18 protein-coding genes are annotated in these 20163 nt (G+C 57.3%); 6 read left to right on the forward strand and 12 right to left on the reverse strand.

Features of this window, described 5'->3' with window-relative positions:
- Nucleotides 1–44 precede the first annotated feature (44 nt).
- Genes tauD through tauA form a run of 4 tightly spaced genes read right to left on the reverse strand, consistent with a single transcriptional unit; the run spans nucleotide 45 to nucleotide 3462 of the window.
- Nucleotides 45–896 carry a taurine dioxygenase gene (gene tauD / locus I6L54_RS19970; protein ID WP_040232776.1) on the reverse strand — a complete coding sequence of 284 codons (852 nt, stop codon included), beginning with the start codon at nucleotides 894–896 and terminating at the stop codon, nucleotides 45–47.
- Nucleotides 893–1723, reverse strand: coding sequence for a taurine ABC transporter permease TauC (gene tauC, locus I6L54_RS19975; protein WP_040232778.1), 831 nt, complete (start codon nucleotides 1721–1723; stop codon nucleotides 893–895). The genes tauD and tauC overlap by 4 nt, the downstream gene beginning before the upstream one ends.
- On the reverse strand, nucleotides 1720–2487 hold the full coding sequence (tauB, locus tag I6L54_RS19980; protein WP_040232780.1) for a taurine ABC transporter ATP-binding subunit: 768 nt from the start codon (nucleotides 2485–2487) through the stop codon (nucleotides 1720–1722). Before tauB ends, tauC begins: the two co-directional genes overlap by 4 nt.
- 12 nt (nucleotides 2488–2499) lie before the next feature.
- Nucleotides 2500–3462, reverse strand: a complete 963-nt coding sequence (tauA, locus tag I6L54_RS19985; protein WP_040232781.1) for a taurine ABC transporter substrate-binding protein — start codon at nucleotides 3460–3462, stop codon at nucleotides 2500–2502.
- 335 nt (nucleotides 3463–3797) lie between these two features.
- Here tauA and I6L54_RS19990 point away from each other — a divergent pair, with 335 nt between their 5' ends.
- The 6 genes from I6L54_RS19990 to fbpC all read left to right on the forward strand — a co-directional run bounded on the left by I6L54_RS19990 (nucleotide 3798) and on the right by fbpC (nucleotide 11581).
- Nucleotides 3798–4427 carry a response regulator transcription factor gene (locus I6L54_RS19990; RefSeq protein WP_005125019.1) on the forward strand — a complete coding sequence of 210 codons (630 nt, stop codon included), beginning with the start codon at nucleotides 3798–3800 and terminating at the stop codon, nucleotides 4425–4427.
- On the forward strand, nucleotides 4427–5968 hold the full coding sequence (locus I6L54_RS19995; protein WP_040232782.1) for an MASE1 domain-containing sensor histidine kinase: 1542 nt from the start codon (nucleotides 4427–4429) through the stop codon (nucleotides 5966–5968). Before I6L54_RS19990 ends, I6L54_RS19995 begins: the two co-directional genes overlap by 1 nt.
- Before the next feature lie 85 nt (nucleotides 5969–6053).
- The gene (gene uhpC / locus I6L54_RS20000; RefSeq protein ID WP_040232785.1) at nucleotides 6054–7346 is read left to right on the forward strand and encodes an MFS transporter family glucose-6-phosphate receptor UhpC; all 1293 of its coding nucleotides are present in this window, start codon (nucleotides 6054–6056) and stop codon (nucleotides 7344–7346) included.
- Nucleotides 7343–8374 (forward strand): ABC transporter substrate-binding protein, encoded by a 1032-nt coding sequence (locus I6L54_RS20005; RefSeq protein WP_005125022.1) that lies wholly within the window; start codon nucleotides 7343–7345, stop codon nucleotides 8372–8374. The genes uhpC and I6L54_RS20005 overlap by 4 nt, the downstream gene beginning before the upstream one ends.
- A gap of 70 nt (nucleotides 8375–8444) precedes the next feature.
- Nucleotides 8445–10523: an ABC transporter permease gene (locus I6L54_RS20010; protein ID WP_040232787.1), complete on the forward strand. Its 2079-nt coding sequence runs from the start codon at nucleotides 8445–8447 to the stop codon at nucleotides 10521–10523.
- Between the two features lie 11 nt (nucleotides 10524–10534).
- Nucleotides 10535–11581 (forward strand): ferric ABC transporter ATP-binding protein, encoded by a 1047-nt coding sequence (fbpC, locus tag I6L54_RS20015; protein ID WP_040232788.1) that lies wholly within the window; start codon nucleotides 10535–10537, stop codon nucleotides 11579–11581.
- A gap of 88 nt (nucleotides 11582–11669) precedes the next feature.
- Here fbpC and mmuM read toward each other — a convergent pair whose 3' ends face one another.
- The 8 genes from mmuM to mhpB all read right to left on the reverse strand — a co-directional run bounded on the left by mmuM (nucleotide 11670) and on the right by mhpB (nucleotide 20163).
- On the reverse strand, nucleotides 11670–12602 hold the full coding sequence (gene mmuM, locus I6L54_RS20020) for a homocysteine S-methyltransferase (protein ID WP_005125025.1): 933 nt from the start codon (nucleotides 12600–12602) through the stop codon (nucleotides 11670–11672).
- Nucleotides 12589–13992, reverse strand: coding sequence for an S-methylmethionine permease (gene mmuP, locus I6L54_RS20025; RefSeq protein ID WP_040232790.1), 1404 nt, complete (start codon nucleotides 13990–13992; stop codon nucleotides 12589–12591). Before mmuP ends, mmuM begins: the two co-directional genes overlap by 14 nt.
- Nucleotides 13993–14267: 275 nt before the next feature.
- A complete protein-coding gene (gene mhpT, locus I6L54_RS20030) occupies nucleotides 14268–15479 on the reverse strand; it encodes a 3-(3-hydroxy-phenyl)propionate transporter MhpT (protein WP_040232901.1) in 1212 nt (403 codons plus the stop codon).
- 68 nt (nucleotides 15480–15547) lie between these two features.
- Nucleotides 15548–16561, reverse strand: coding sequence for a 4-hydroxy-2-oxovalerate aldolase (gene mhpE, locus I6L54_RS20035; protein WP_040232793.1), 1014 nt, complete (start codon nucleotides 16559–16561; stop codon nucleotides 15548–15550).
- Nucleotides 16558–17508, reverse strand: a complete 951-nt coding sequence (gene mhpF, locus I6L54_RS20040) for an acetaldehyde dehydrogenase (protein WP_040232795.1) — start codon at nucleotides 17506–17508, stop codon at nucleotides 16558–16560. Before mhpF ends, mhpE begins: the two co-directional genes overlap by 4 nt.
- Nucleotides 17505–18314 carry a 2-keto-4-pentenoate hydratase gene (gene mhpD, locus I6L54_RS20045; RefSeq protein WP_040232796.1) on the reverse strand — a complete coding sequence of 270 codons (810 nt, stop codon included), beginning with the start codon at nucleotides 18312–18314 and terminating at the stop codon, nucleotides 17505–17507. Before mhpD ends, mhpF begins: the two co-directional genes overlap by 4 nt.
- 9 nt (nucleotides 18315–18323) lie before the next feature.
- The gene (gene mhpC, locus I6L54_RS20050; RefSeq protein WP_040232797.1) at nucleotides 18324–19190 is read right to left on the reverse strand and encodes a 2-hydroxy-6-oxonona-2,4-dienedioate hydrolase; all 867 of its coding nucleotides are present in this window, start codon (nucleotides 19188–19190) and stop codon (nucleotides 18324–18326) included.
- A gap of 28 nt (nucleotides 19191–19218) precedes the next feature.
- The gene (gene mhpB / locus I6L54_RS20055; RefSeq protein ID WP_040232799.1) at nucleotides 19219–20163 is read right to left on the reverse strand and encodes a 2,3-dihydroxyphenylpropionate/2,3-dihydroxicinnamic acid 1,2-dioxygenase; all 945 of its coding nucleotides are present in this window, start codon (nucleotides 20161–20163) and stop codon (nucleotides 19219–19221) included.

Here is a 20163-nt window from a genome sequence, read left to right on the forward strand (position 1 = left end):
TGGCGCTACGCTTATCCGGCCTACAATCGGCACCTGTCAGGAACTCACGACGCACGATAGAACGGCTTATCCCCTAAAATCGTGGCCCGATGCATAATGCGCCGCTGCGGCAGATAATCCGCATTGGCGTAATGCTGCGTCACGCGGTTATCCCAAATCGCCACATCGTCAGGCTGCCAGCGCCAGCGCACCTGAAACTCTGGTTTAGTGACATGCGCAAACAGGAACCCGAGTAGCGCTTCGCTCTCTTTCTCCGTGACATCCACAATCCGCGTGGTAAATCCCTCGTTCACGAACAGCGCCTGCTTCCCGCTTACCGGATGCGTACGCACCACTGGGTGTAACAGAGGCGGATGCTTCGCCACCGCTTCCAGCCAGCGCTGGTGCTCTTCTTCCGTCTTACGGTACTTGAACTCCTGGAACGATTTGCGGAAATCATGCTCTGCCCGCAGGCCGCTCAGCAACTGACGAAACGGCTCAGAGAGCGCCTCATAAGCGGCAATTCCACTGGTCCACAGCGTATCGCCACCGGTCGAAGGCAGCGTTTTTGCTGCCAGAATTGCCCCGGCTGGCGGCGTGTCGATAAAGGTCACATCGGTGTGCCAGTTATCGTTATCCGGCGGATTATCGTTGTGAGTATCCAGCACGATAATCTCCTCCACGTCCTCGGCGTGCGGGTAGACCGGATGAATATGAAGATCGCCAAAACGTAGCGCCAGCGCTCTCTGCTGCTGCGGCGTAATCACCTGCTCACGCAGGAACACCACCTGATGGCGCAGCACCGCATGATAAAGCTGCTCAAACTGGTTATCGCTTAGCGGACGCGTCAGGTCCGCACCGGAAATTTGTGCGCCAATATACGGCCCCAGCGGGGTAATGCTCAGACGTTCACTCATTGTACTTCTCCATGCCAGGGCGTCAGACGACGCTGAAGCGCGCGCAGACCCAGTTCTAAAATAAAGGCGATAACGGCAATCACCGCGATCCCCGCCAGCACCACATCCGTTGCCAGAAATTCACCGGCGGACTGGACCATAAAACCCAAACCTCGCGTGGCGGCAATCAACTCCGCGGCCACCAGCGTTGACCAGCCGACACCCAGCCCGATGCGCAGCCCGGTCAGAATTTCAGGCAATGCACCGGGTAAAATAACAAACCACAACACCTGCGCACGGCTGGCCCCGAGTGATTGTGCGGCGCGTACTCTCACCTGCTGCGCACTGCGGACACCGGCCAGCGCCGACATCGCAACAGGCGCGAAAATCGCCAGGTAGATCAATAAGATCTTGGAGGTTTCACCAATACCAAACCAGATCACCATCAGCGGTAAATAGGCCAGCGGCGGAACCGGACGGTATAATTCAATGATCGGATCGAGAATGCCGCGAATTGTCGGACTCAGCCCCATCGCGATCCCAACCGGGACGCCCAGCAGCACCGCCGCCAGCAGGGCGATGACAATTCGCGCCAGGCTCGCTGCCAGATGCTGCCATAACGTGGCATCCATAAATCCTTGTGGCCCAGCGATGGTGATCAACTTTTGCAGTACCTGACCGGGCGCTGGCAAAAACAGCGGGCTGATTAATTGCAGCGCTGCCACCGTCCACCACACCGCCAGAATGACGGCCAACGTACCAAGGCTTAAGGTAATCTGCCGCGAGAACGGCCAGCGCCAGTTGAGCGCGCGCTGGCGACGGGGTTTATCATTAATCACCACGCTCATGAAAATGCCTCCCGTTGTTCAAAGACGCGACCTAACACGTACTCGCGCATGGCGATAAACTGCGGATCGGACTTAATGCTGCGGCTCGCTTCCCCGGCCACAAAGCGCCGGGCAAAATTAAGCGGCAGACGCTCCATCACCCGACCAGGGCCTGGCGACAGCAATACCAGCTCTGTCGCCATAAACACCGCTTCTTCAATATCGTGCGTAATCAACAGCACCTGTTTGCCGGTCTCATGCCACAGCTTCAGCAGCAGGGTTTGCATCTGCTCACGAGTAAAGGCGTCGAGCGCGCCAAAAGGTTCATCCAACAACAACAACTGTGGATTGGCCGCCAGCGCCCGCGCAATGCCAACACGCTGCCGCTGTCCACCGGAAAGCTGCCAGATAAAGCGTTTGCCCGCGTCCTCCAGCCCGACTTTCTGCAACATCTCCAGGGCGATACGCTGACGCTGCACTTTCTCTACCCCTGCCAGTTGCAGACCAAAGGCCACATTATCCTGCACGTTACGCCAGGGCAGCAGACCTTCGTTCTGGAATACCACCCCGCGTTCCGCGCCCGGACCTTCCACCTTCTTACCTGACAGCGTAATGCTGCCGTGCTGATACGGCACAAACCCGGCAATCAGATTTAGCAGCGTGGTTTTGCCGCAGCCGGAAGGCCCGAGTACCACCAGCAGTTCGCCGCTATCAAGCGACAGGTTGATATCATCCAGCACCGGTTTTCCACCGTAGCTGGCTGCGAGGTGAGAGATTTGCAGCATCAGCGCCTCCTTTTATTGCACGAAGCGATCGGTAACGTACTGGCTGTAATCCGTCGCGACGGCGGGGACTTTGCCCTGCTCTTTGAGGAACTGCGCGGTGTCGATAATGGCTTTGTTCACCGATCCGGTCAGTTCGGCAGTCTGCTGTTGCGGCGTCAGGTAAGTGTTACCTTTCACCAGTCCCGGCACATCCGCTTCCGGCACGCCGCTTAAACGCGACAATTTGCTGATATTCTCCGGCTGCTTCAGCCACTCATCGGGATTAGCGATATAAGGTTGCTGCGCATCGATAGCGCTTTTGGCAAAGGCTTTCACCACATCAGGATGCTTCTCGGCAAAATCTTTGCGTACCACCCACACGTCCAGCGTCGGTGCGCCCCACTCGCCAACCTGCGATGAGTCGGTTAACACCTTGCCGTCTTTTTCCAGTGCATTGACGGCCGGTGCCCAGACGTAAGCACCATCAATATCGCCACGCTGCCAGGCGGCAATAATTGCCGGCGGCTGCAGGTTCACAATCTCCACCTGACCGGGTTTAATCCCCCAGTGTTTCAGCGCAGCCAGCAGGCTGTAATGGGTGGTGGAAATAAACGGCACGGCAATGCGTTTGCCGATCAAATCCTCCGGCTTACTGATATTTTTCTTCACGACCAGCGCTTCAGAGCTACCCAGTTTTGACGCCAGCAGGAAAACCTCAATCGGTACCTGCTGACTGGCAGCGACCGCCAGCGGGCTGGAGCCAAGATTACCGATCTGCACGTCGCCGGAAGCCAGCGCACGCACGATGCTCGCCCCGCTGTCGAATTTGCGCCAGTCAACGGTGGCCCCGCTCTCTTTAGCAAAGGTGTTATCTGCCTGCGCTACTTTGGCCGGTTCAGCGGAGGTCTGATAGGCGACGGTGACGTTCACCGCCTGCGCCTGAAATGCGATGAATGCCAGTGCACCGAGAAGTGCGTTACGCGATGAAATAGCCATGATTGTCTGCTCCCCTGTCTTGTTATGGAGGCAGTATTTCGTTGCGGCACAATTTGATAAAGGAATTAAAAATTCTGGCTAAGAACAAAGCGTTTTTAGAAAAAAAGCGGCAATAGTTAGCGATTTCGCTCATTACAGATGACATTCGTAGGCCTGATAAGCGCAGCGCCATCAGGCACTGTTGCCGGATGGCGGCGCAAGCGCCTTATCCGGCCTACCACACCCGGAAAATTATTACAATTTTGTTACATCCGTAACATAACTGCGTCTGGATGATTGCCAGCGTGGCGCTGGCAGGCATCATAGATATTCTTGTCAGGCAAGAGAGCAATATCATGATTCATGTTGTGCTGGTGGACGACCATGTGGTGGTGCGTTCCGGTTTTGCGCAATTACTCGGTCTCGAAGAGGATCTCGCCGTTATCGGCCAGTACAGCAGTGCGGCAGAGGCCTGGCCGGCATTACTGCGCGAGGACGTCAATGTCGCCGTCATGGATATCGCCATGCCGGATGAAAATGGTCTGAGTCTGCTAAAACGGCTGCGGGCGCAAAAACCCGGCTTTCGCGCCATTATTCTCAGTATTTATGACGCGCCGACGTTTGTACAAAGCGCGCTGGATGCCGGGGCCAGTGGCTACCTGACCAAACGCTGTGGACCGGAAGAGTTGGTGCAGGCAGTACGATCGGTCGGTATGGGCGGGCATTACCTGTGTGCCGATGCGCTGCGGGCGTTACGCGGCGGCGAACAGCCCGCGCAGGTACTGGAAGTACTGACCCCACGCGAGCGCGAAGTGTTTGAGCTGTTGGTCAAAGGCGACAGCGTGAAAGAGATCGCCTTCAAGCTCGACCTCAGTCATAAAACGGTGCACGTTCATCGCGCGAACGTATTGGGCAAACTGCAATGCCACAGCACCATCGATCTGGTGCATTTTGCCCTCGACCACCAGTTGCTGACGGGGCATTAATGTCGCGTAACCTTCGTCATTGGGTTATTTCTCTGTTTATTCTGCTGGCCTGGGGATCGGGCTGGCTAATGCTGTGGACGTTAGGTTTTTACCTGACCCATAACGGTCAGCAGGCGGCGCTATTTCTGCCGCACGGCGTCTATCTCGCGCTATTGATCCTGCTGTCTCGCCGCTACTGGCCCGCGCTGGTATTGCCGCCGGTGCTGATGTTGTTCTGGCTGCACAACGAACAGTTACTCAACGGTTATCTTCTGCTGGCCGCACCGCTGATAAGCCTGATACCGGCCAGTATCGGTCAGTCATACTGGCACCGCTTCCCGCTTTACTGGCAGCGCTTAACGCTGCTGCTGGCCGCGGTGACGGTCACGTCGCTGCTCAATACCGCCCTGCTTTCACCGTTTATCCAAAGCCCGGCGATGTTGATTGGGCTGGCATCGTTTACCGGCGGTGTGCTGCTGACGCCGTTTGTCTATCTGATCTACGAATTTCTACGCCAGCAACACCGCTATCATTTGCTCGGTCTGGATACCACCAATCCCCCGCTACGCACCTCACTTATCATCTGGTGCAGCCTGTTTTTTATTATTGGCATCGGCACCCAGATGGTGCTGTCGCCGGAGATTGAGCGCCTGTTGCTGATTGTCGTGTTCTTACCGAACGTGGTGATGGCGTGGAAATTTGGCTGGCAGGGCGGCGTGTTGTCCGGATTGCTCGGCAGTATGATGATCACCATCGCCCGGCAAATCGGCGTCGGGTTCAGCAACTTAGTGGAGCTGGAGATTTTCCTCGCCACCCAGGCGCTGCTCGGCATCGGGCTGGGGATCGCCATCAGCCGCCAGCAGCATCTGGCGCAAAATCTGCATCATTATCGCCAGCGTCTGGAAACTGAACTGGCGGCGCGTCGCGCACTGACCGAACAGCTGATCCGCACCGAAGAAAACACGCGCAAAAGCCTGGCGCGGGAACTGCATGATGAAATTGGCCAGAACATTACCGCCATTCAAATTCAGTCTCAACTGGTTAAACGTTCGCAGGGTTCTGAGCAAACGCTCGACGCGGCAAACCAGATCAACGATCTTGCCCGGCGTATCCACCACTCGACCCGTCAGTTACTGCGCCAGCTACGCCCGCCCGCGCTTGACGAGTTGTCTTTTAAAGATGCGCTGCACCATCTGGTCAATGAATTTGCCTTTGCCGAACGGGGTATTCACTGCCAGTTTGATTACCGACTGGCAAATACGCCAGAAAATGAAACGGTGCGCTTTACGCTGTACCGTCTGTTGCAGGAATTGCTCAATAACATCTGTAAACATGCCAATGCCAGCGAGGTGTCGATTGCGCTGCGCCAACGGGATCACTGCCTGTTGCTGGAAGTCACGGACAACGGTGTCGGCATTCTTCCTGAAAAAATTCCCGGTTTTGGTATCCAGGGGATGCGTGAGCGGGTCAGCGCGCTCGGCGGCGAGCTGACGCTCGAATCAAACGGCAGCACGCGGGTAATTGTTAACCTGCCCACAAATTTGCAACAAATCAGCCGCTAACCAGGAAAAAGTCTTAGCCACTCTGGACTTTCTCTCATCCCCTTTCGATTTCACTTTCCTATAGTCAGCACAAACGGAGACGGCTATGCGTACCGACATCAACCAACAATACCGGACGCTGCGTCCACAGCTGCTGATGTACATGGTCATCGGGTACGCGGCGTTTTACCTGACGCGCAAAAGCGTTAACTACGTGCTCCCGGCACTGCAAATGGATCTGGGACTGGATAAAAGTGATATAGGTCTGTTGGGATCGCTGTTTTACCTGACCTATGGTTTGTCGAAATTCACCGCCGGGCTATGGCACGACAGCCACGGACAGCGCGCGTTTATGGGCATTGGCCTGTTCGCCACCGGCATTTTAAATGTGCTGTTCGCGTTTGGTGAATCGCTGACGCTACTGCTGGCGGTCTGGACGCTCAACGGATTTTTTCAGGGCTGGGGCTGGCCGCCCTGCGCCCGCCTGCTGACCCACTGGTATTCGCGTAACGAACGCGGATTCTGGTGGGGCTGCTGGAATATGTCGATCAACATCGGTGGGGCAATTATCCCGCTGATTAGCGCCTTTGCCGCCCACTGGTGGGGCTGGCAGGCGGCGATGCTGGCACCAGGGATTATCAGCATGGCGTTAGGTATCTGGCTCACCCTGCAACTGAAAGGCACGCCCCGGGAAGAGGGATTACCTACGGTCGGGGAATGGCGGCATGACCCGCTGGAGCTGCGCCAGGAGCAGCAAAGCCCGCCGATGGGGCTGTGGCAAATGTTACGTACCACCATGCTGAAAAACCCGATGATCTGGCTGCTCGGCGTGTCGTATGTATTGGTCTATTTGATCCGCATCGCCCTCAACGACTGGGGCAACATCTGGCTGACGGAAAGCCATGGCGTGAATCTGCTCAGCGCCAATGCCACGGTGATGCTGTTTGAAGTTGGCGGTTTGCTGGGGGCGCTGTTTGCCGGCTGGGGATCGGATCTGCTGTTCAGCGGTCAGCGTGCGCCGATGATTTTGCTGTTCACGCTGGGGTTGATGGTCTCCGTCGCCGCGCTGTGGCTGGCGCCGGTGCACCACTACGCGCTACTGGCTGTCTGTTTCTTTACGGTGGGCTTTTTTGTGTTTGGCCCACAGATGCTGATTGGCCTCGCGGCAGTGGAGTGCGGGCACAAAGCGGCAGCAGGTTCAATTACCGGTTTTCTCGGGCTGTTCGCCTATCTGGGGGCCGCGCTGGCGGGTTGGCCGCTGTCGCTGGTCATAGAACATTACGGCTGGTCGGGAATGTTCAGTTTACTCTCGGTTGCCGCTGTCTTTATGGGTTTATTGCTGATGCCGTTGCTCATTGCGGGCATTACCCCTTCTCTCAGTCAAAGGATAAAACAATGAAACTGACGCTTACCTCTACCCTGATTGCCTCTACTCTGGCGCTGGCGGCCTTCAGCAGTACGGCACAAGCACAAGGTCGTCTGGTGGTCTATTGCAGCGCCACGAACGAGATGTGTGAAACCGAAACCAAAGCCTTCGGCGACAAATATGATGTGAAAACCTCATTCATTCGCAACGGCTCGGGCAGTACGCTGGCGAAAGTAGATGCCGAGAAGAAAAACCCACAGGCGGATGTGTGGTACGGCGGTACGCTGGACCCGCAATCTCAGGCGGGCGAAATGGGTCTGCTGCAACCGTATAAATCACCGAATCTCGAGCAGATCATGGAGAAATTCCGCGATCCGGCAAAAGTAAAAGGCAACCTATCCTCCGCGGTTTATGTCGGTATCCTGGGCTTTGGCGTCAATACTCAGCGTCTGAAAGAGAAAAACCTGTCGGTGCCAAAATGCTGGAAGGATCTGACCAAACCGGAATACAAAGGTGAAATCCAGATTGCTGACCCGCAAAGCTCCGGTACCGCCTATACCGCGCTGGCGACTTTTGCTCAACTGTGGGGTGAAGATCAGGCCTTTGATTACCTGAAACAGCTCAATGCCAACGTCTCTCAATACACTAAATCCGGCATTGCCCCAGCGCGTAACGCCGCCCGTGGCGAAACGGCGATTGGCATTGGCTTCCTGCACGACTACTCGCTGGAAAAAGAACAGGGCGCACCGCTGGAGCTGATTTCACCGTGCGAAGGTACCGGTTATGAAATTGGCGGCGTCAGCATCCTGAAAGGCGCGCGCAACCTCGATAACGCCAAACTGTTCGTTGACTGGGTACTGTCAAAAGATGCTCAGGAACTGGCGTGGAAAAAAGGCAAGTCTTATCAGATCCTGACCAACACCACCGCCGAAACCTCACCAAACTCGCTGAAGCTCGACGACCTGAAGCTTATCAACTACGACATGGATAAATACGGTTCGACCGAAGTCCGTAAGCAGCTTATCAATAAGTGGGTTAGCGAAGTGAAGATGGGTAAATAAGCCCACATTTTGCGGTTAATGCCCGGTGGCGCTCACGCTTACCGGGCCTACACACAACACCGGAAAACTTATGTCACACACACTTGCACTCCATCCTGTGAAAAAACGGGATGCGATATTCCTTTGGGTTTTGCTTGGCTGGCTGGCATTTGCCCTGCTGCCAAGCTGGAGCCTGGACTACGGTCTGCTGGAGTCGACTGGCGAGGAAATACTCGCCGCCTACGGCTGGTCACAGTTCAATATCAGTTGGTTATGGTATCTGCTGCCGAGCCTGCTGCTGGTGCGTCCGTTCCATGAGGCCAGGCGCGAACAGCGCGGCCGCCATTATCTTGATGCGGGCTGGGCTTTTTTCTGTATGGCGTTTATCGTCGCCAGCGCGACTCTTGAGGGGCGCGGCTTAGGCTATGCCACCATAGTGTTGTTTGTGGCACTTGGCGCGATCATGACCCTGGCGCTCACCCGTCTGGAATGGCTGGGCGGCGACCGTTTCGTCATCGGTTCGCTCACCGCGATTGTCGCCTTGATCGGTATTTTTATCGTCTGGCCGAGTATCGCTATTTTTATTCCGATGTTCACCAACGACGCCGGGGAATTTGCCCCGCTGGCGTTTATGAATGTGCTGTCGCAGGCACATATCATTCAGGTGATCCTCAACTCGATTATGCTGTCGATTGCCGTCGGCGTCGGCTGTACCTTCTTTGGTCTGGTACTGGCTATCTATACCACCCGTATCGCCAGACGCAGCGCTATTATTGGACGAATTTTCTCGATTCTGCCGATCGTCACCCCGCCGTTTGTCGTGGGTTTAGGCGTCACGCTGATGATGGGACGCTCCGGCTACATCACCGAATTTATGGTCGAATGGTTTGGCTTAACCAACACCAACTGGCTGTACGGTTTTACCGGCATCTGGCTGGCACAGGTGCTGGCCTTCACTCCGATGGCGTTTATGATCCTCGACGGAGCAATCAAAACCATTCATCCGTCGCTGGAAGAAGCGTCGTACACCCTGCGTGCCAGCCGCTGGCAGACCTTTAACGGCGTGTTTGTCCCGCTGCTGAAACCCGCGCTGGCGAACGCCTTTTTGATTGTGGTGGTGCAATCGCTGGCCGACTTCAGTAACCCGCTGGTGCTCGGCGGTAACTTCGACGTGCTGGCAACGCAAATCTACTTCTACATCACCGGTTCGCAGCTCGACTACCAGGCCGCCAGTACGCTGGGTGCCTTCCTGCTGCTGTTCTCGCTGCTGGTGTTCTGCGTGCAATATATGTGGATTGGTAAACGCTCATACGTCACCGTTTCCGGTAAATCCTACCGGGGCGACGTGCAGCCGTTACCTGTGACGCTGGTATGGAGCGTGGTCGCGCTGCTGGCGGTGTGGATTGCCTTTAACGCCCTGTTGTACGGCAGCATTTTCTACGGCAGTTTCACCGTTAACTGGGGCGTGGACTACACCCTGACGCTGGCGAACTTTACCAAACTGTTCGGCCAGGGGATGAGCGACGGCGCGTGGCCTTCACTGCTCGACACCCTGCTCTACGCCGGGATTGCCGCGCCGATCACCGCCATCTTCGGCCTGCTGATCGCCTGGATTGTGGTGCGTCAGCAGTTCAAAGGTAAGAAGACCATCGAGTTCACCACTATGCTGTGCTTTGCCGTTCCGGGCACCGTCGCGGGTGTGTCATATATTCTGGCCTTTAACAGCGCTCCGGTGTACCTCACTGGCACGGCGGCGATTGTCATTATCTCGATGGTAATGCGTAACGTCCCGGTCGGCATTCGCGCGGGTATTGCGGGACTCGGCCAGATCGATAAATCACTGGATGAAGCCTCACTCAGCCTGCGCGCCGGTTCGCTGCGCACCATTACGCACATCCTGCTACCGCTGCTGCGCCCGGCAATCCTCTCAGCGCTGATCTACAGCTTTGTCCGTGCCATTACCACCGTCAGCGCCATTGTGTTCCTCGTCACGCCGGATACCCGCGTAGCCACGGCCTACATCCTTAACCGCGTGGAAGACGGCGAATATGGCGTGGCGATTGCCTACGGTTCTATTCTGATCGTGGTGATGCTGGCGATTATTTTCATCTTTGACTGGCTGATCGGTGAATCACGAACCTCCCGTTCAAAAGCCAAAAACCAGGCGTAATGGAGCGCACTATGACTCAGAAAAATTTCGTTGAACTGCGCAACGTCACCAAACGATTCGGCAGCAATACGGTAATCGACAATATCAATCTCACCATTCCACAGGGACAAATGGTCACGCTGCTCGGCCCGTCCGGTTGTGGTAAAACCACCATTTTGCGCCTGGTCGCCGGGCTGGAAAAACCGAGCGAAGGGCAGATTTTCATTGATGGCGAAGACGTCACCCATCGCTCAATTCAGCAGCGTGATATCTGTATGGTGTTTCAGTCCTATGCCCTGTTCCCGCATATGTCGCTGGGAGAGAACGTTGGTTATGGCCTGAAGATGCTCGGCGTGTCCCGCGCTGAGGTGAAAGCCCGTGTCAAAGAGGCACTGGCGATGGTCGATCTGGAAGGATTCGAAGAGCGCTATGTTGATCAGATCTCCGGCGGTCAGCAGCAGCGCGTAGCGCTGGCCCGCGCGTTGATCCTCAAACCGAAAGTGCTGCTGTTTGATGAGCCGTTAAGTAACCTCGACGCCAACCTGCGTCGCAGCATGCGCGACAAGATCCGCGAACTGCAAAAGCAGTTTGATATCACCTCGCTGTACGTCACCCACGATCAGAGCGAAGCCTTTGCGGTTTCGGATACCGTGCTGGTGATGAACAAGGGGCACATCATGCAGATAGGCTCGCCGCAGGATCTCTATCGCCAGCCGGCCTCACGCTTTATGGCGAGCTTTATGGGCGATGCCAACCTGTTCCCGGCCACCTTCAGTGAGCAATACGTTGATATCTACGGCTATCATCTGCCGCGCCCGCTGCACTTTGATACGCAAGGCGAAGGCATGGTCGGCGTGCGCCCGGAAGCGATCACGCTCAGCGATCGCGGCGAAGAGAGTCAGCGCTGCGTGATCCGCCACGTGGCCTATATGGGCCCCCAGTATGAAGTCACGGTGGAATGGCACGGGCAGGAGATCTTATTGCAGGTCAACGCTACGCGTTTACAGCCGGACGTCGGCGAGCAGTATTACCTCGAAATCCACCCGTACGGGATGTTTGTGCTGGCGGATGTTGCATAAGTTGTGCCGGGTGGCGCTGCGCTTACCCGGCCTACTGTTTGTGCAATTTGTAGGCCGGGTAAGGCGGAGCCGCCACCCGGCATGATTCTCAGCGCTGCGCGTTCAGTTCGGCAATATCCTGCGGCGTCGTCCGACAGCAGCCGCCAATCAGCTTCGCGCCCGCCGCCAGCCACTGGGGTAAATATCCCGCCAGCGTGGCGCATGCTTTGCCGTGATGGTGCCAGGTCTTGGTCACTGAGTCATAGTGCTCACCCGAGTTCGGATACACCACCAGCGGCAGCGCCGTTAAACCGTGTAAATGCTGCAACGCAGCGGTGGTGTTTTCCAGCGCAATGCAGTTAATACCTAGCGCCACCACCTGCGGATAATCCGCCAGCAACGCAACCACGTCACGCAGCGGCGTACCGTCGCTCAGGTGCTCGCTGTCGCGCAGAGTAAATGAGAACCACGCCCGCGCACGCGGATATGCGGTCAATAACTCAGCCAGCGCGCTAATTTCGGCAAAATTTGGCAGGGTTTCACAGGCCAGAAGATCGGCCCCGGCATCCAGCAAGGCTTCCACGCGCGGGCGGTGAAACGCCTGAAACTCTTCAGCGCTACGTTGGTAATCACCACGGTATTCAGAACCATCCGCCAGATACGCGCCGTAAGGCCCGACCGATCCTGCTACCAGCAGCGTGCCCGCCTGGGGGTTCTCTGCCAGATACGCTTCACGGGCTTTACGCGCCAGCTCCACGCTTTTACCAATCAGCGCTTTCGACTGCGCTTCATCCAGGCCACGGGCGGCAAACCCCGCCGGTGTCGCCTGATAGCTGGCGGTGATCGCACACTGCGCCCCCGCCCGGTAGTAATCGAGATGGACTTCGCGGATGAGCTCCGGATTTTCGACCAGCACTTTGGCTGACCACAGGCTATCGGCTAAGTTACAGCCACGCGCTTCCAGCTCCGTCGCCATCGCACCATCGAGCAGCAGGAAATCCTGTTTTTCGAGGATGGCGCTTAACGGATTATTCTGCGACATGTTCGGGCTCCTGTTTGGCTTTACGCGATTGAGTAAGGAAATAAGCACCATAACACACTGCCACAAACGGTACCCCGCACCACAGCGCAATTCTCTGCGCTGGATCGAATGCCAGCCCGACGCAAGCCACCAGGCACAGCACAAATCCCAGTACCGGCACCAACGGATACCACGGCGCGCGATAATGCAATTCACTCAATGCCTTACCCTGCTGCAGATGACGGCGGCGAAAGACGAAGTGCGAAGCGCAAATGCTCAGCCACACCGCCACCACCGCGAACCCGGAGATTGCCGACAGCGCGACAAATACCGTGTCCGGGGCCACCACGCTGGAAAACAGTGCCAGCACACCGCCGAGCATACTGACCGACAGCGCCGTCAGCGGCACGCCGTTTTTCGTCACTCGGGAAAAACAGGCTGGCAGCGTGCGTTCATTCGACAGCGACCACAGCATGCGCCCGGAGGCATACAGCCCGGAGTTCGCCGCGGAAAGAATAGCCGTCAGGATCACGAAGTTAAAAATATCGGCGGCATACGGAATCCCCACCTTCTCAAACACCAGCACAAACGGGCTTTTCTCCACGCCCGCCTGCTGCATCGGGATCAGCGCCGCCAGCACAAACACTGTGCCGATAAAGAAAATAATCAGTCGCGCGATGGTGGTACGAATCGCTACCGGAATGACCTTGCTCGGGTTTTCTGTTTCTCCGGCGGCAATACCGATAAGCTCGGTTCCCGAAAAAGCAAAATTCACCGCCACCATCGTCATCAGGATCGGTAAACCACCGTGTGGGAACCAGCCTTCCGCCGTGATATTACTCAGCCCCGGCGCGGGCGAACCATCCTGCATCGGGATGAAACCAAAAATAGCCGCTCCGCCGAGGATAATAAAAGCGATGATAGTGACCACTTTTACCAGCGAGAACCAGAACTCCCCTTCGGCAAAAAAGCGTGTGGAGATAACATTCAGGCCAAAAATAATCGCGCAGAACACCACGCACCAGACCCATACCGGCACCTGGGGAAACCAGTACTGCATACAGAATCCGGCGGCGGTAAAACTCGACCCCAGCGCCACAGTCCAGGTCAGCCAGTAGAGCCAGGCCACGGTATATCCCGTTGCAGGGCCGAGATAACGCGCAGCATAGACGTGAAACGCCCCGGTCTCCGGCATCGCTACCGAAAGCTCGCCCAGACACTGCATGACCAGCCAGACTACCAGCGCGCCAATCAGATAGGCCAGCAGCGTTCCCGCCGCCCCGGTGGTGGAGATGATGTACCCGGTATTGAAGAATAACCCTGTGCCAATCACGCCGCCCAAGGAGAGCATAATCAGATGACGTGTTTTCATTGTGCGCTTCAGTGGCGCATTTTGTTGTGTTGTTTGCATATAACCTTCTGAACGTATGGACATCTAAACATCCAAAGAAGGTTTGTTATACCGCGTTTGTTAACAGAATGCAAAGTCAACCCTGCACCAGGCGCAGATGCCCGCGCCGGGCGCTTAATACCGGGTGAGGATTAATAATCAAATACAAAAAGGGTCGCCAGCTCATAACGCCTCCGTTGCCAGGCTTTATCTAAACTCTGGCAACGTCCTCACCGACTGGCGTTCACCCGGAAGTGGGAACCGTATCCCCCCCACTCATACTAGCGAATGAGCGCTTAAGCACCGCTGGCCGGGATCGGCATCTGCGATTTGCGGTTCATCAGAATAAATACCGCCAGGCCCGCCACTAAAATACCCGGCGCTGAAGCTGCCATCACCCCCACTGTTCCGGTGCCAAGCGCTAACATTTTCCCTGCCAACAAGGGACCGCTCATCGCGCCCAGACGCCCAACCGCGACGGCGGTGCCCACGCCGGTGGCGCGGATCTGTGTGCTGTAAAACAATGGTGCCAGAGCATACAACACGCTTTGCCCACCGGTGGCAAACATCCCCGCCACAAATCCCGCCATCAGCATGCCGCTCAATGACGATACCGCGCCCAGCGCCAGCAGTGAAGCCAACATCCCGGTGTAGATCAGCAGCGACATGATCACCGGACGCAGTTTGTCCATCAACGCCCCGAGAATTAACGTCCCGCTGGCCGCGCCAATTTGCAGGGCAAACATCACGCCTGCCGCCTGCGAGGGCTGAAAGCCCTGCTCCACCAGCAGCATCGGCAGCCAGTTGATCAGCATATACACCACCAGCAGGGTGAAGAAATAGCACAGCCACAGCAGCAGCGTGGCTGTCGCGGTGGTTGGTGCAAACAGAGCGCGCAGCGGCGCGGCGGCGACCTGCGTTTGTTGGGCATACACCTGCGACTCCGGCAGCCAGCGCATCAATAGCGGCACCAGCAGCAACGGGATCACCCCACCAACCCAGAACACGGTTTGCCAGGCGGACGCCAGACCGCTAAATCCAAGCGCCGCCGCCAGCGCCGCGCCAATCGGTACACCGCAGTACATCAGGCTCACCGCCGTACCGCGAAAACGCGGACCCGCCGCCTCGGAAGTCAGCGCAATCAGATTCGGCAACGCCGCGCCCAGCCCGACGCCGGTCATCAGACGGGCAAACACCAGCGACGAGAAATCCCAGGAAACCGCTGTTGCCAGCGAGAACAGACCGAACAGCGCCACGGAGGCAATCAGAATGCGCTTGCGGCCATAGCGATCGGCCAGCATGCCGCCCACCAGCGCGCCGGGCAGCAGCCCGAGAATGCCCGCGCTGAAGATCCAGCCCATCTGCATTTTATCCAGCGCAAATGCATGGGCGATACCGACGGCAGCGATCCCGGCGGCCTGTAAATCCAGCCCTTCCATCAGGGCGACTAAAAAACACAGCCCGACGGTCAGCGTCAGGCGGGAGGATGAGGGGGTACGGGTAGTCATAAGATGTACCTCAGAGGTCACGATGCAGGTGAATCGCGGCTGATACGTTGCCAGCCGCGTAATCATTTTTATTTGCTGTTGCGCAGATCCAGCGCCACGTCGACGATCATATCTTCCTGGCCGCCGACCATCCGGCGTTTGCCCAGTTCAACCAGAATATCTACCGCGCTCAGGCCATAACGCGCCGCCGCGACTTCACAGTGGCGCAGGAAGCTTGAGTACACCCCGGCATAGCCCAGTGCCAACGTTTCACGATCGACCCGCACCGGGCGATCCTGTAACGGACGGACTAAATCGTCGGCGGCATCCATCAGCGCATAGAGATCGGTGCCGTGCTGCCAGCCAAGCTTATCCGCAGCGGCGATAAACACTTCCAGCGGCGCATTACCCGCGCCTGCGCCCATACCCGCCAGGCTGGCGTCGATGCGGTCACAGCCCTCTTCTACCGCAGCAAGGGAGTTCGCCACGCCGAGGCTCAGATTGTGGTGCGCATGCATCCCGGTTTCGGTTTCCGGCTTCAGCACCGCTTTCAGGGCGCGGAAGCGGTCACGGATATCAGACATGTTCATCGCCCCACCTGAATCAACCACGTAGATACAGGTCGCACCGTAGTTTTCCATCAGCTTCGCCTGCTGTGCGAGGTTTTCCGGCGTGGTCATATGACTCATCATCAGAAAGCCGACGGTGTCCATACCTAACTCGCGCGCATACTGAATATGCTGGGCTGACACGTCAGCTTCGGTGCAGTGAGTCGCCACGCGTACCACCCGCGCTCCGGCCTGATAGGCATTTTTCAGGTCGTGAATCGTGCCGATGCCCGGCAACAGCAGCGTGGCGATCTTAGCGTGCTTGACCACATCCGCCGCCGCTTCAATCCACTCCAGGTCGCTGTGCGCGCCAAAGCCATAGTTAAAACTGGAACCCTGCAGACCGTCGCCGTGCGCCACTTCAATTGAATCCACCCTCGCGTCGTCCAGCGCTTTGGCAATCTGGCGCACGTTTTCCAGCGAATATTGATGACGAATGGCGTGCATGCCGTCGCGCAGGGTCACGTCAGAGATATAGAGTTTTTTACCGTTCATGCTGCTTCTCCTGCCTGACGAGTGAGTGACTGCGCCATTTTCTCAGCGGTCGCCAGCGCGCTGGAGGTCATAATGTCGAGGTTGCCCGCATAGGCAGGTAAATAGTGCGCCGCGCCTTCCACTTCCAGATACACCGCGGTTTTCAGCCCGGAGAACTGGCCGATGCCCGGCAGATTGACCGGTTTATCCTGCGGGATGACTTCAAACTGGACACGCTGTTTCAGACGATAGCCCGGCACGTACGCCTGCACCGCCGCCACCATCTCATTAATCGATGCTTCAACTTCAACCTCAGAGGCCGCTTCGCTCAGCACATACACCGTGTCGCGCATCATCAGCGGCGGCTCGGCTGGATTAAGGACGATAATCGCTTTACCTTTTGCCGCGCCGCCAACCACTTCAATCGCCTTCGAGGTGGTTTCGGTAAACTCATCGATATTAGCGCGCGTGCCTGGACCCGCAGATTTACTGGCGATCGAGGCGATAATTTCGGCGTAATGGACTTTTGCCACGCGAGAAACCGCCGCCACCATCGGGATAGTCGCCTGCCCGCCGCAGGTCACCATATTAACGTTATGCTGATCAACGTTGGCCTCCAGATTCACCACAGGCACACAGTACGGGCCGATTGCCGCGGGGGTCAGGTCGATCAGGCGGATCGCTGGTTTAACGGCGCGCAGCGCGGCGTCGTTCTTCACATGCGCGCCTGCGCTGGTGGCATCAAAAACAATGTCGATGTCGGCGAATTCCGGCATGGCGATAAGCCCTGTCACCCCTTCATGGGTGGTGGCAACGCCCATGCGTCGGGCACGCGCCAGACCATCAGATTCTGGATCGATACCGACCATCACCGCCATTTCCAGATGCTTCCCGTGACGCAGAATTTTTATCATCAAATCGGTACCGATGTTGCCGGAGCCGATAATGGCGACTTTACGCTTACTCATGACTGACTTCCTTTTGTAACCGCCGCTGAAAAAGTGGCGGCAACTGAACCAATACCGTCGATATGGGCCTCGAAACGATCGCCCGCATTCACCGCCACCATCGGGCCTAACGCGCCGGTGAGAATGATATCTCCGGCACGTAGCGGCTCGCCGAGGCTGGCCATTTTGCGCGCCAGCCAGACGGCGGCGTTGATCGGATGTCCCAGACATTCGCTGCCGCGCCCGCTGGAAACCTCTTCGTTGTTGCGCGTCATTTTCATCGCGCAGTTTTTCAGATCTAATCCTGCCGGACGCTGTGCCGGGCCGCCGACCACATACACCCCGCAGGAGGCGTTATCCGCCACGGTATCAACAAACTTGATTGACCAGTCACGGATACGGCTGCCGACCACTTCCAGCGCGGGCAGCACCCACTCGATGGCGTTATACAGCTCGTCAAAAGTAGTGTCGGCATTGGGCAGATCGCGGTTCAGCACCAGCGCGATTTCCGCTTCAATACGCGGTTGCAGCACGCGCTCAAACGCAATGGTGTCGTTATCGCCGTAGCACATGTCGGCAAACAGCGTACCGAAGTCCGGCTGATCGACGCCCAGTTGCTGCTGCACTTTCGGGTGTGTCAGCCCTACTTTGCGCCCGACCACGCGACGCCCGCGCGCCACTTCATACTGCACGTTGATGCGTTGAATGGCGTAGGCCGCTTCGGCGTTATCCACACCAATCAATTCACGCAGTGGGGCGATAGCTTCCCCTTTTTCTTCAGCCTGACGTAAATCGGCGGCCAGCTGCTCAAGATTATGATTCGTCATGTCCGTTCCTTAAGGGCGTGCGAGGAAGTTCAGCACCAGCTGGTTAAAGGCATCCGCATGCTCCCACTGCGCCCAGTGCCCGCAGTCGCGGTAGATATGCAGCTCAGAACCGGCAATTCCGGAGAGCAGGCGCAGACCGGCATCCATCGGCACAAAGCGATCATTGCGTCCCCAGACAATCAGGGTCTGGGCTTTGATTTCACCCAGACGCGGGCTGAAATCCGGGAACTGTTTCGGGTTGGCCTCCAAACTCTGGACAAAGTTTTCCAGGTGATCGCGGCGCGACAGCATATTGTTCAGACGCGCTTCAAACAGCGCCTCAGTGAGATCGCTGGTATCGAAGACAAAGATATCCATCATCAGCTTCAGGTTCTCGATAGTTGGCTCGCGGTACAGCTGATTCAGCCGCTTAATACCTTCGGTCGGCATCGGCGTAAACAGGCTCATGCCGCCCGTTCCGCCGCCCATCAGCACCAGCTTGCCCACGCGCTCCGGCCAGCTCAGGGTGAATACCACGGAACTGTGGCCGCCCATCGAGTTGCCCAGCAGGTGGACTTTCTGAATATCCAACTGATCGACCACGCTTTTCAGGATGCGGGCGTTGAGATCCGAACGTGAACTGCGGTTAACGATCCCATCGCTTTTTCCCCAGCCAGGACAATCCAGCAGGATCACCCGGTATCCGGCCTGCACCAGCGGATCAATATTGCGGCTGAAGTTCGCCCAGCCGGTCGCGCCTGGACCGGAGCCATGCAGCAGCACAACGGTTTCTTCGCCCTGCCCACAGTCATTGATATGCACGCGTAGCGTTTCACCAGCTTCTTGTACCTCCAGGAAACGACTGGTCGCGGCTTCGGTTTGCGGTTGGTAAGTCATGGTTTTCTCCTGCATGTTCAGTTCTGTTTCAGTTCTGTGTGGTAGCGCTCAGGGAGCCGAATCCGGCGATCCACTCTGGGATCGGGCGGTAATAACGGCCTTCGCAGCGCCAGTTGCCAAAGGCAGAAATGGCGGCAAAGGCGGCAACCCAGGTTTTCACTTCGTGCGTTGATTTGCCCGCCATCGCAGACAACTCTTCGTTACTGATCGCGTCCAGCTCCTGCAAGCGCCCCTGCTCAAGCAGGGTCATAAAGCGGTTATCCCAGACAGGGTTCAGCGGGTGCAGCGTGTTTTGATCGGCCACGAACTTCTCGGCGGCGCTGATCACCCGCTGCTGGCGCAGCTCGCGCTCGTTTTCGGGCAGCTGTTTACCGCTGCCGAGCATACGGTCACGCATATGCGCGTCAGCCTTTGCCAGCTCTGGTACCGGCGGCTGATGCGACAGTCCGCCGGAGCCTAAAAACAGTACGCGCTTATTCAGCGAGCTGGCGAAACGGCCAATCGCTTCACCGAGCATGCGGGTACGCTGAAAGCCCGGCAGCGGCGTGGCGACACCGTTAATAAACACCGGCAGCACCGGAACCTTATCCAGACCGCCGAGTAAAAACTCCAGCGGCTGGGCGAAACCATGATCGACCTGCATGTTGTAGGACACGGCGAGATCGATACCGCTTTTCATCACCGCGTGGGCGCAGGCTTCAGCGAGATCCGTCGGCACCGGCAGTTCCCCCGCCGCACTGCCGAAATCACCGATCGCCGTGGCTCCCACGCCTAAACAGAACGGCGGCATCACGTCGTAGAAAAAACCGTTGTAGTGATCGGGGGCAAACAGCACCACCAGTTCAGGGTCAAACGCCGCAATGCGCGCCCGGGCGCTGGCGATCACACCGTTAACCTCGTCGAGCACGGTCTGCGCCGGGTCGACGTAACCCACCAGCGGCGAGTGGGAGAGACAGTGAAGATAAGCGTGCAT

This window comes from Citrobacter pasteurii (assembly GCF_019047765.1).
In the GTDB taxonomy this organism is placed as follows: domain Bacteria; phylum Pseudomonadota; class Gammaproteobacteria; order Enterobacterales; family Enterobacteriaceae; genus Citrobacter; species Citrobacter pasteurii.

Excerpts from the sequence above, each read along its gene's own strand:
- tauC (WP_040232778.1), bottom strand. The coding sequence starts at position 1,723 with ATGAGCGTGGTGATTAATGATAAACCCCGTCGCCAGCGCGCGCTCAAC.
- mhpB (WP_040232799.1), bottom strand. The coding sequence starts at position 20,163 with ATGCACGCTTATCTTCACTGTCTCTCCCACTCGCCGCTGGTGGGTTAC.
- I6L54_RS20010 (WP_040232787.1), top strand. The coding sequence starts at position 8,445 with ATGTCACACACACTTGCACTCCATCCTGTGAAAAAACGGGATGCGATA.
- I6L54_RS20005 (WP_005125022.1), top strand. The coding sequence starts at position 7,343 with ATGAAACTGACGCTTACCTCTACCCTGATTGCCTCTACTCTGGCGCTG.
- mmuM (WP_005125025.1), bottom strand. The coding sequence starts at position 12,602 with ATGTCGCAGAATAATCCGTTAAGCGCCATCCTCGAAAAACAGGATTTC.
- mhpD (WP_040232796.1), bottom strand. The coding sequence starts at position 18,314 with ATGACGAATCATAATCTTGAGCAGCTGGCCGCCGATTTACGTCAGGCT.
- mmuP (WP_040232790.1), bottom strand. The coding sequence starts at position 13,992 with ATGCAAACAACACAACAAAATGCGCCACTGAAGCGCACAATGAAAACA.
- mhpC (WP_040232797.1), bottom strand. The coding sequence starts at position 19,190 with ATGACTTACCAACCGCAAACCGAAGCCGCGACCAGTCGTTTCCTGGAG.
- tauB (WP_040232780.1), bottom strand. The coding sequence starts at position 2,487 with ATGCTGCAAATCTCTCACCTCGCAGCCAGCTACGGTGGAAAACCGGTG.
- mhpT (WP_040232901.1), bottom strand. The coding sequence starts at position 15,479 with ATGACTACCCGTACCCCCTCATCCTCCCGCCTGACGCTGACCGTCGGG.
- mhpF (WP_040232795.1), bottom strand. The coding sequence starts at position 17,508 with ATGAGTAAGCGTAAAGTCGCCATTATCGGCTCCGGCAACATCGGTACC.
- uhpC (WP_040232785.1), top strand. The coding sequence starts at position 6,054 with ATGCGTACCGACATCAACCAACAATACCGGACGCTGCGTCCACAGCTG.
- tauD (WP_040232776.1), bottom strand. The coding sequence starts at position 896 with ATGAGTGAACGTCTGAGCATTACCCCGCTGGGGCCGTATATTGGCGCA.
- I6L54_RS19990 (WP_005125019.1), top strand. The coding sequence starts at position 3,798 with ATGATTCATGTTGTGCTGGTGGACGACCATGTGGTGGTGCGTTCCGGT.
- fbpC (WP_040232788.1), top strand. The coding sequence starts at position 10,535 with ATGACTCAGAAAAATTTCGTTGAACTGCGCAACGTCACCAAACGATTC.
- tauA (WP_040232781.1), bottom strand. The coding sequence starts at position 3,462 with ATGGCTATTTCATCGCGTAACGCACTTCTCGGTGCACTGGCATTCATC.
- I6L54_RS19995 (WP_040232782.1), top strand. The coding sequence starts at position 4,427 with ATGTCGCGTAACCTTCGTCATTGGGTTATTTCTCTGTTTATTCTGCTG.
- mhpE (WP_040232793.1), bottom strand. The coding sequence starts at position 16,561 with ATGAACGGTAAAAAACTCTATATCTCTGACGTGACCCTGCGCGACGGC.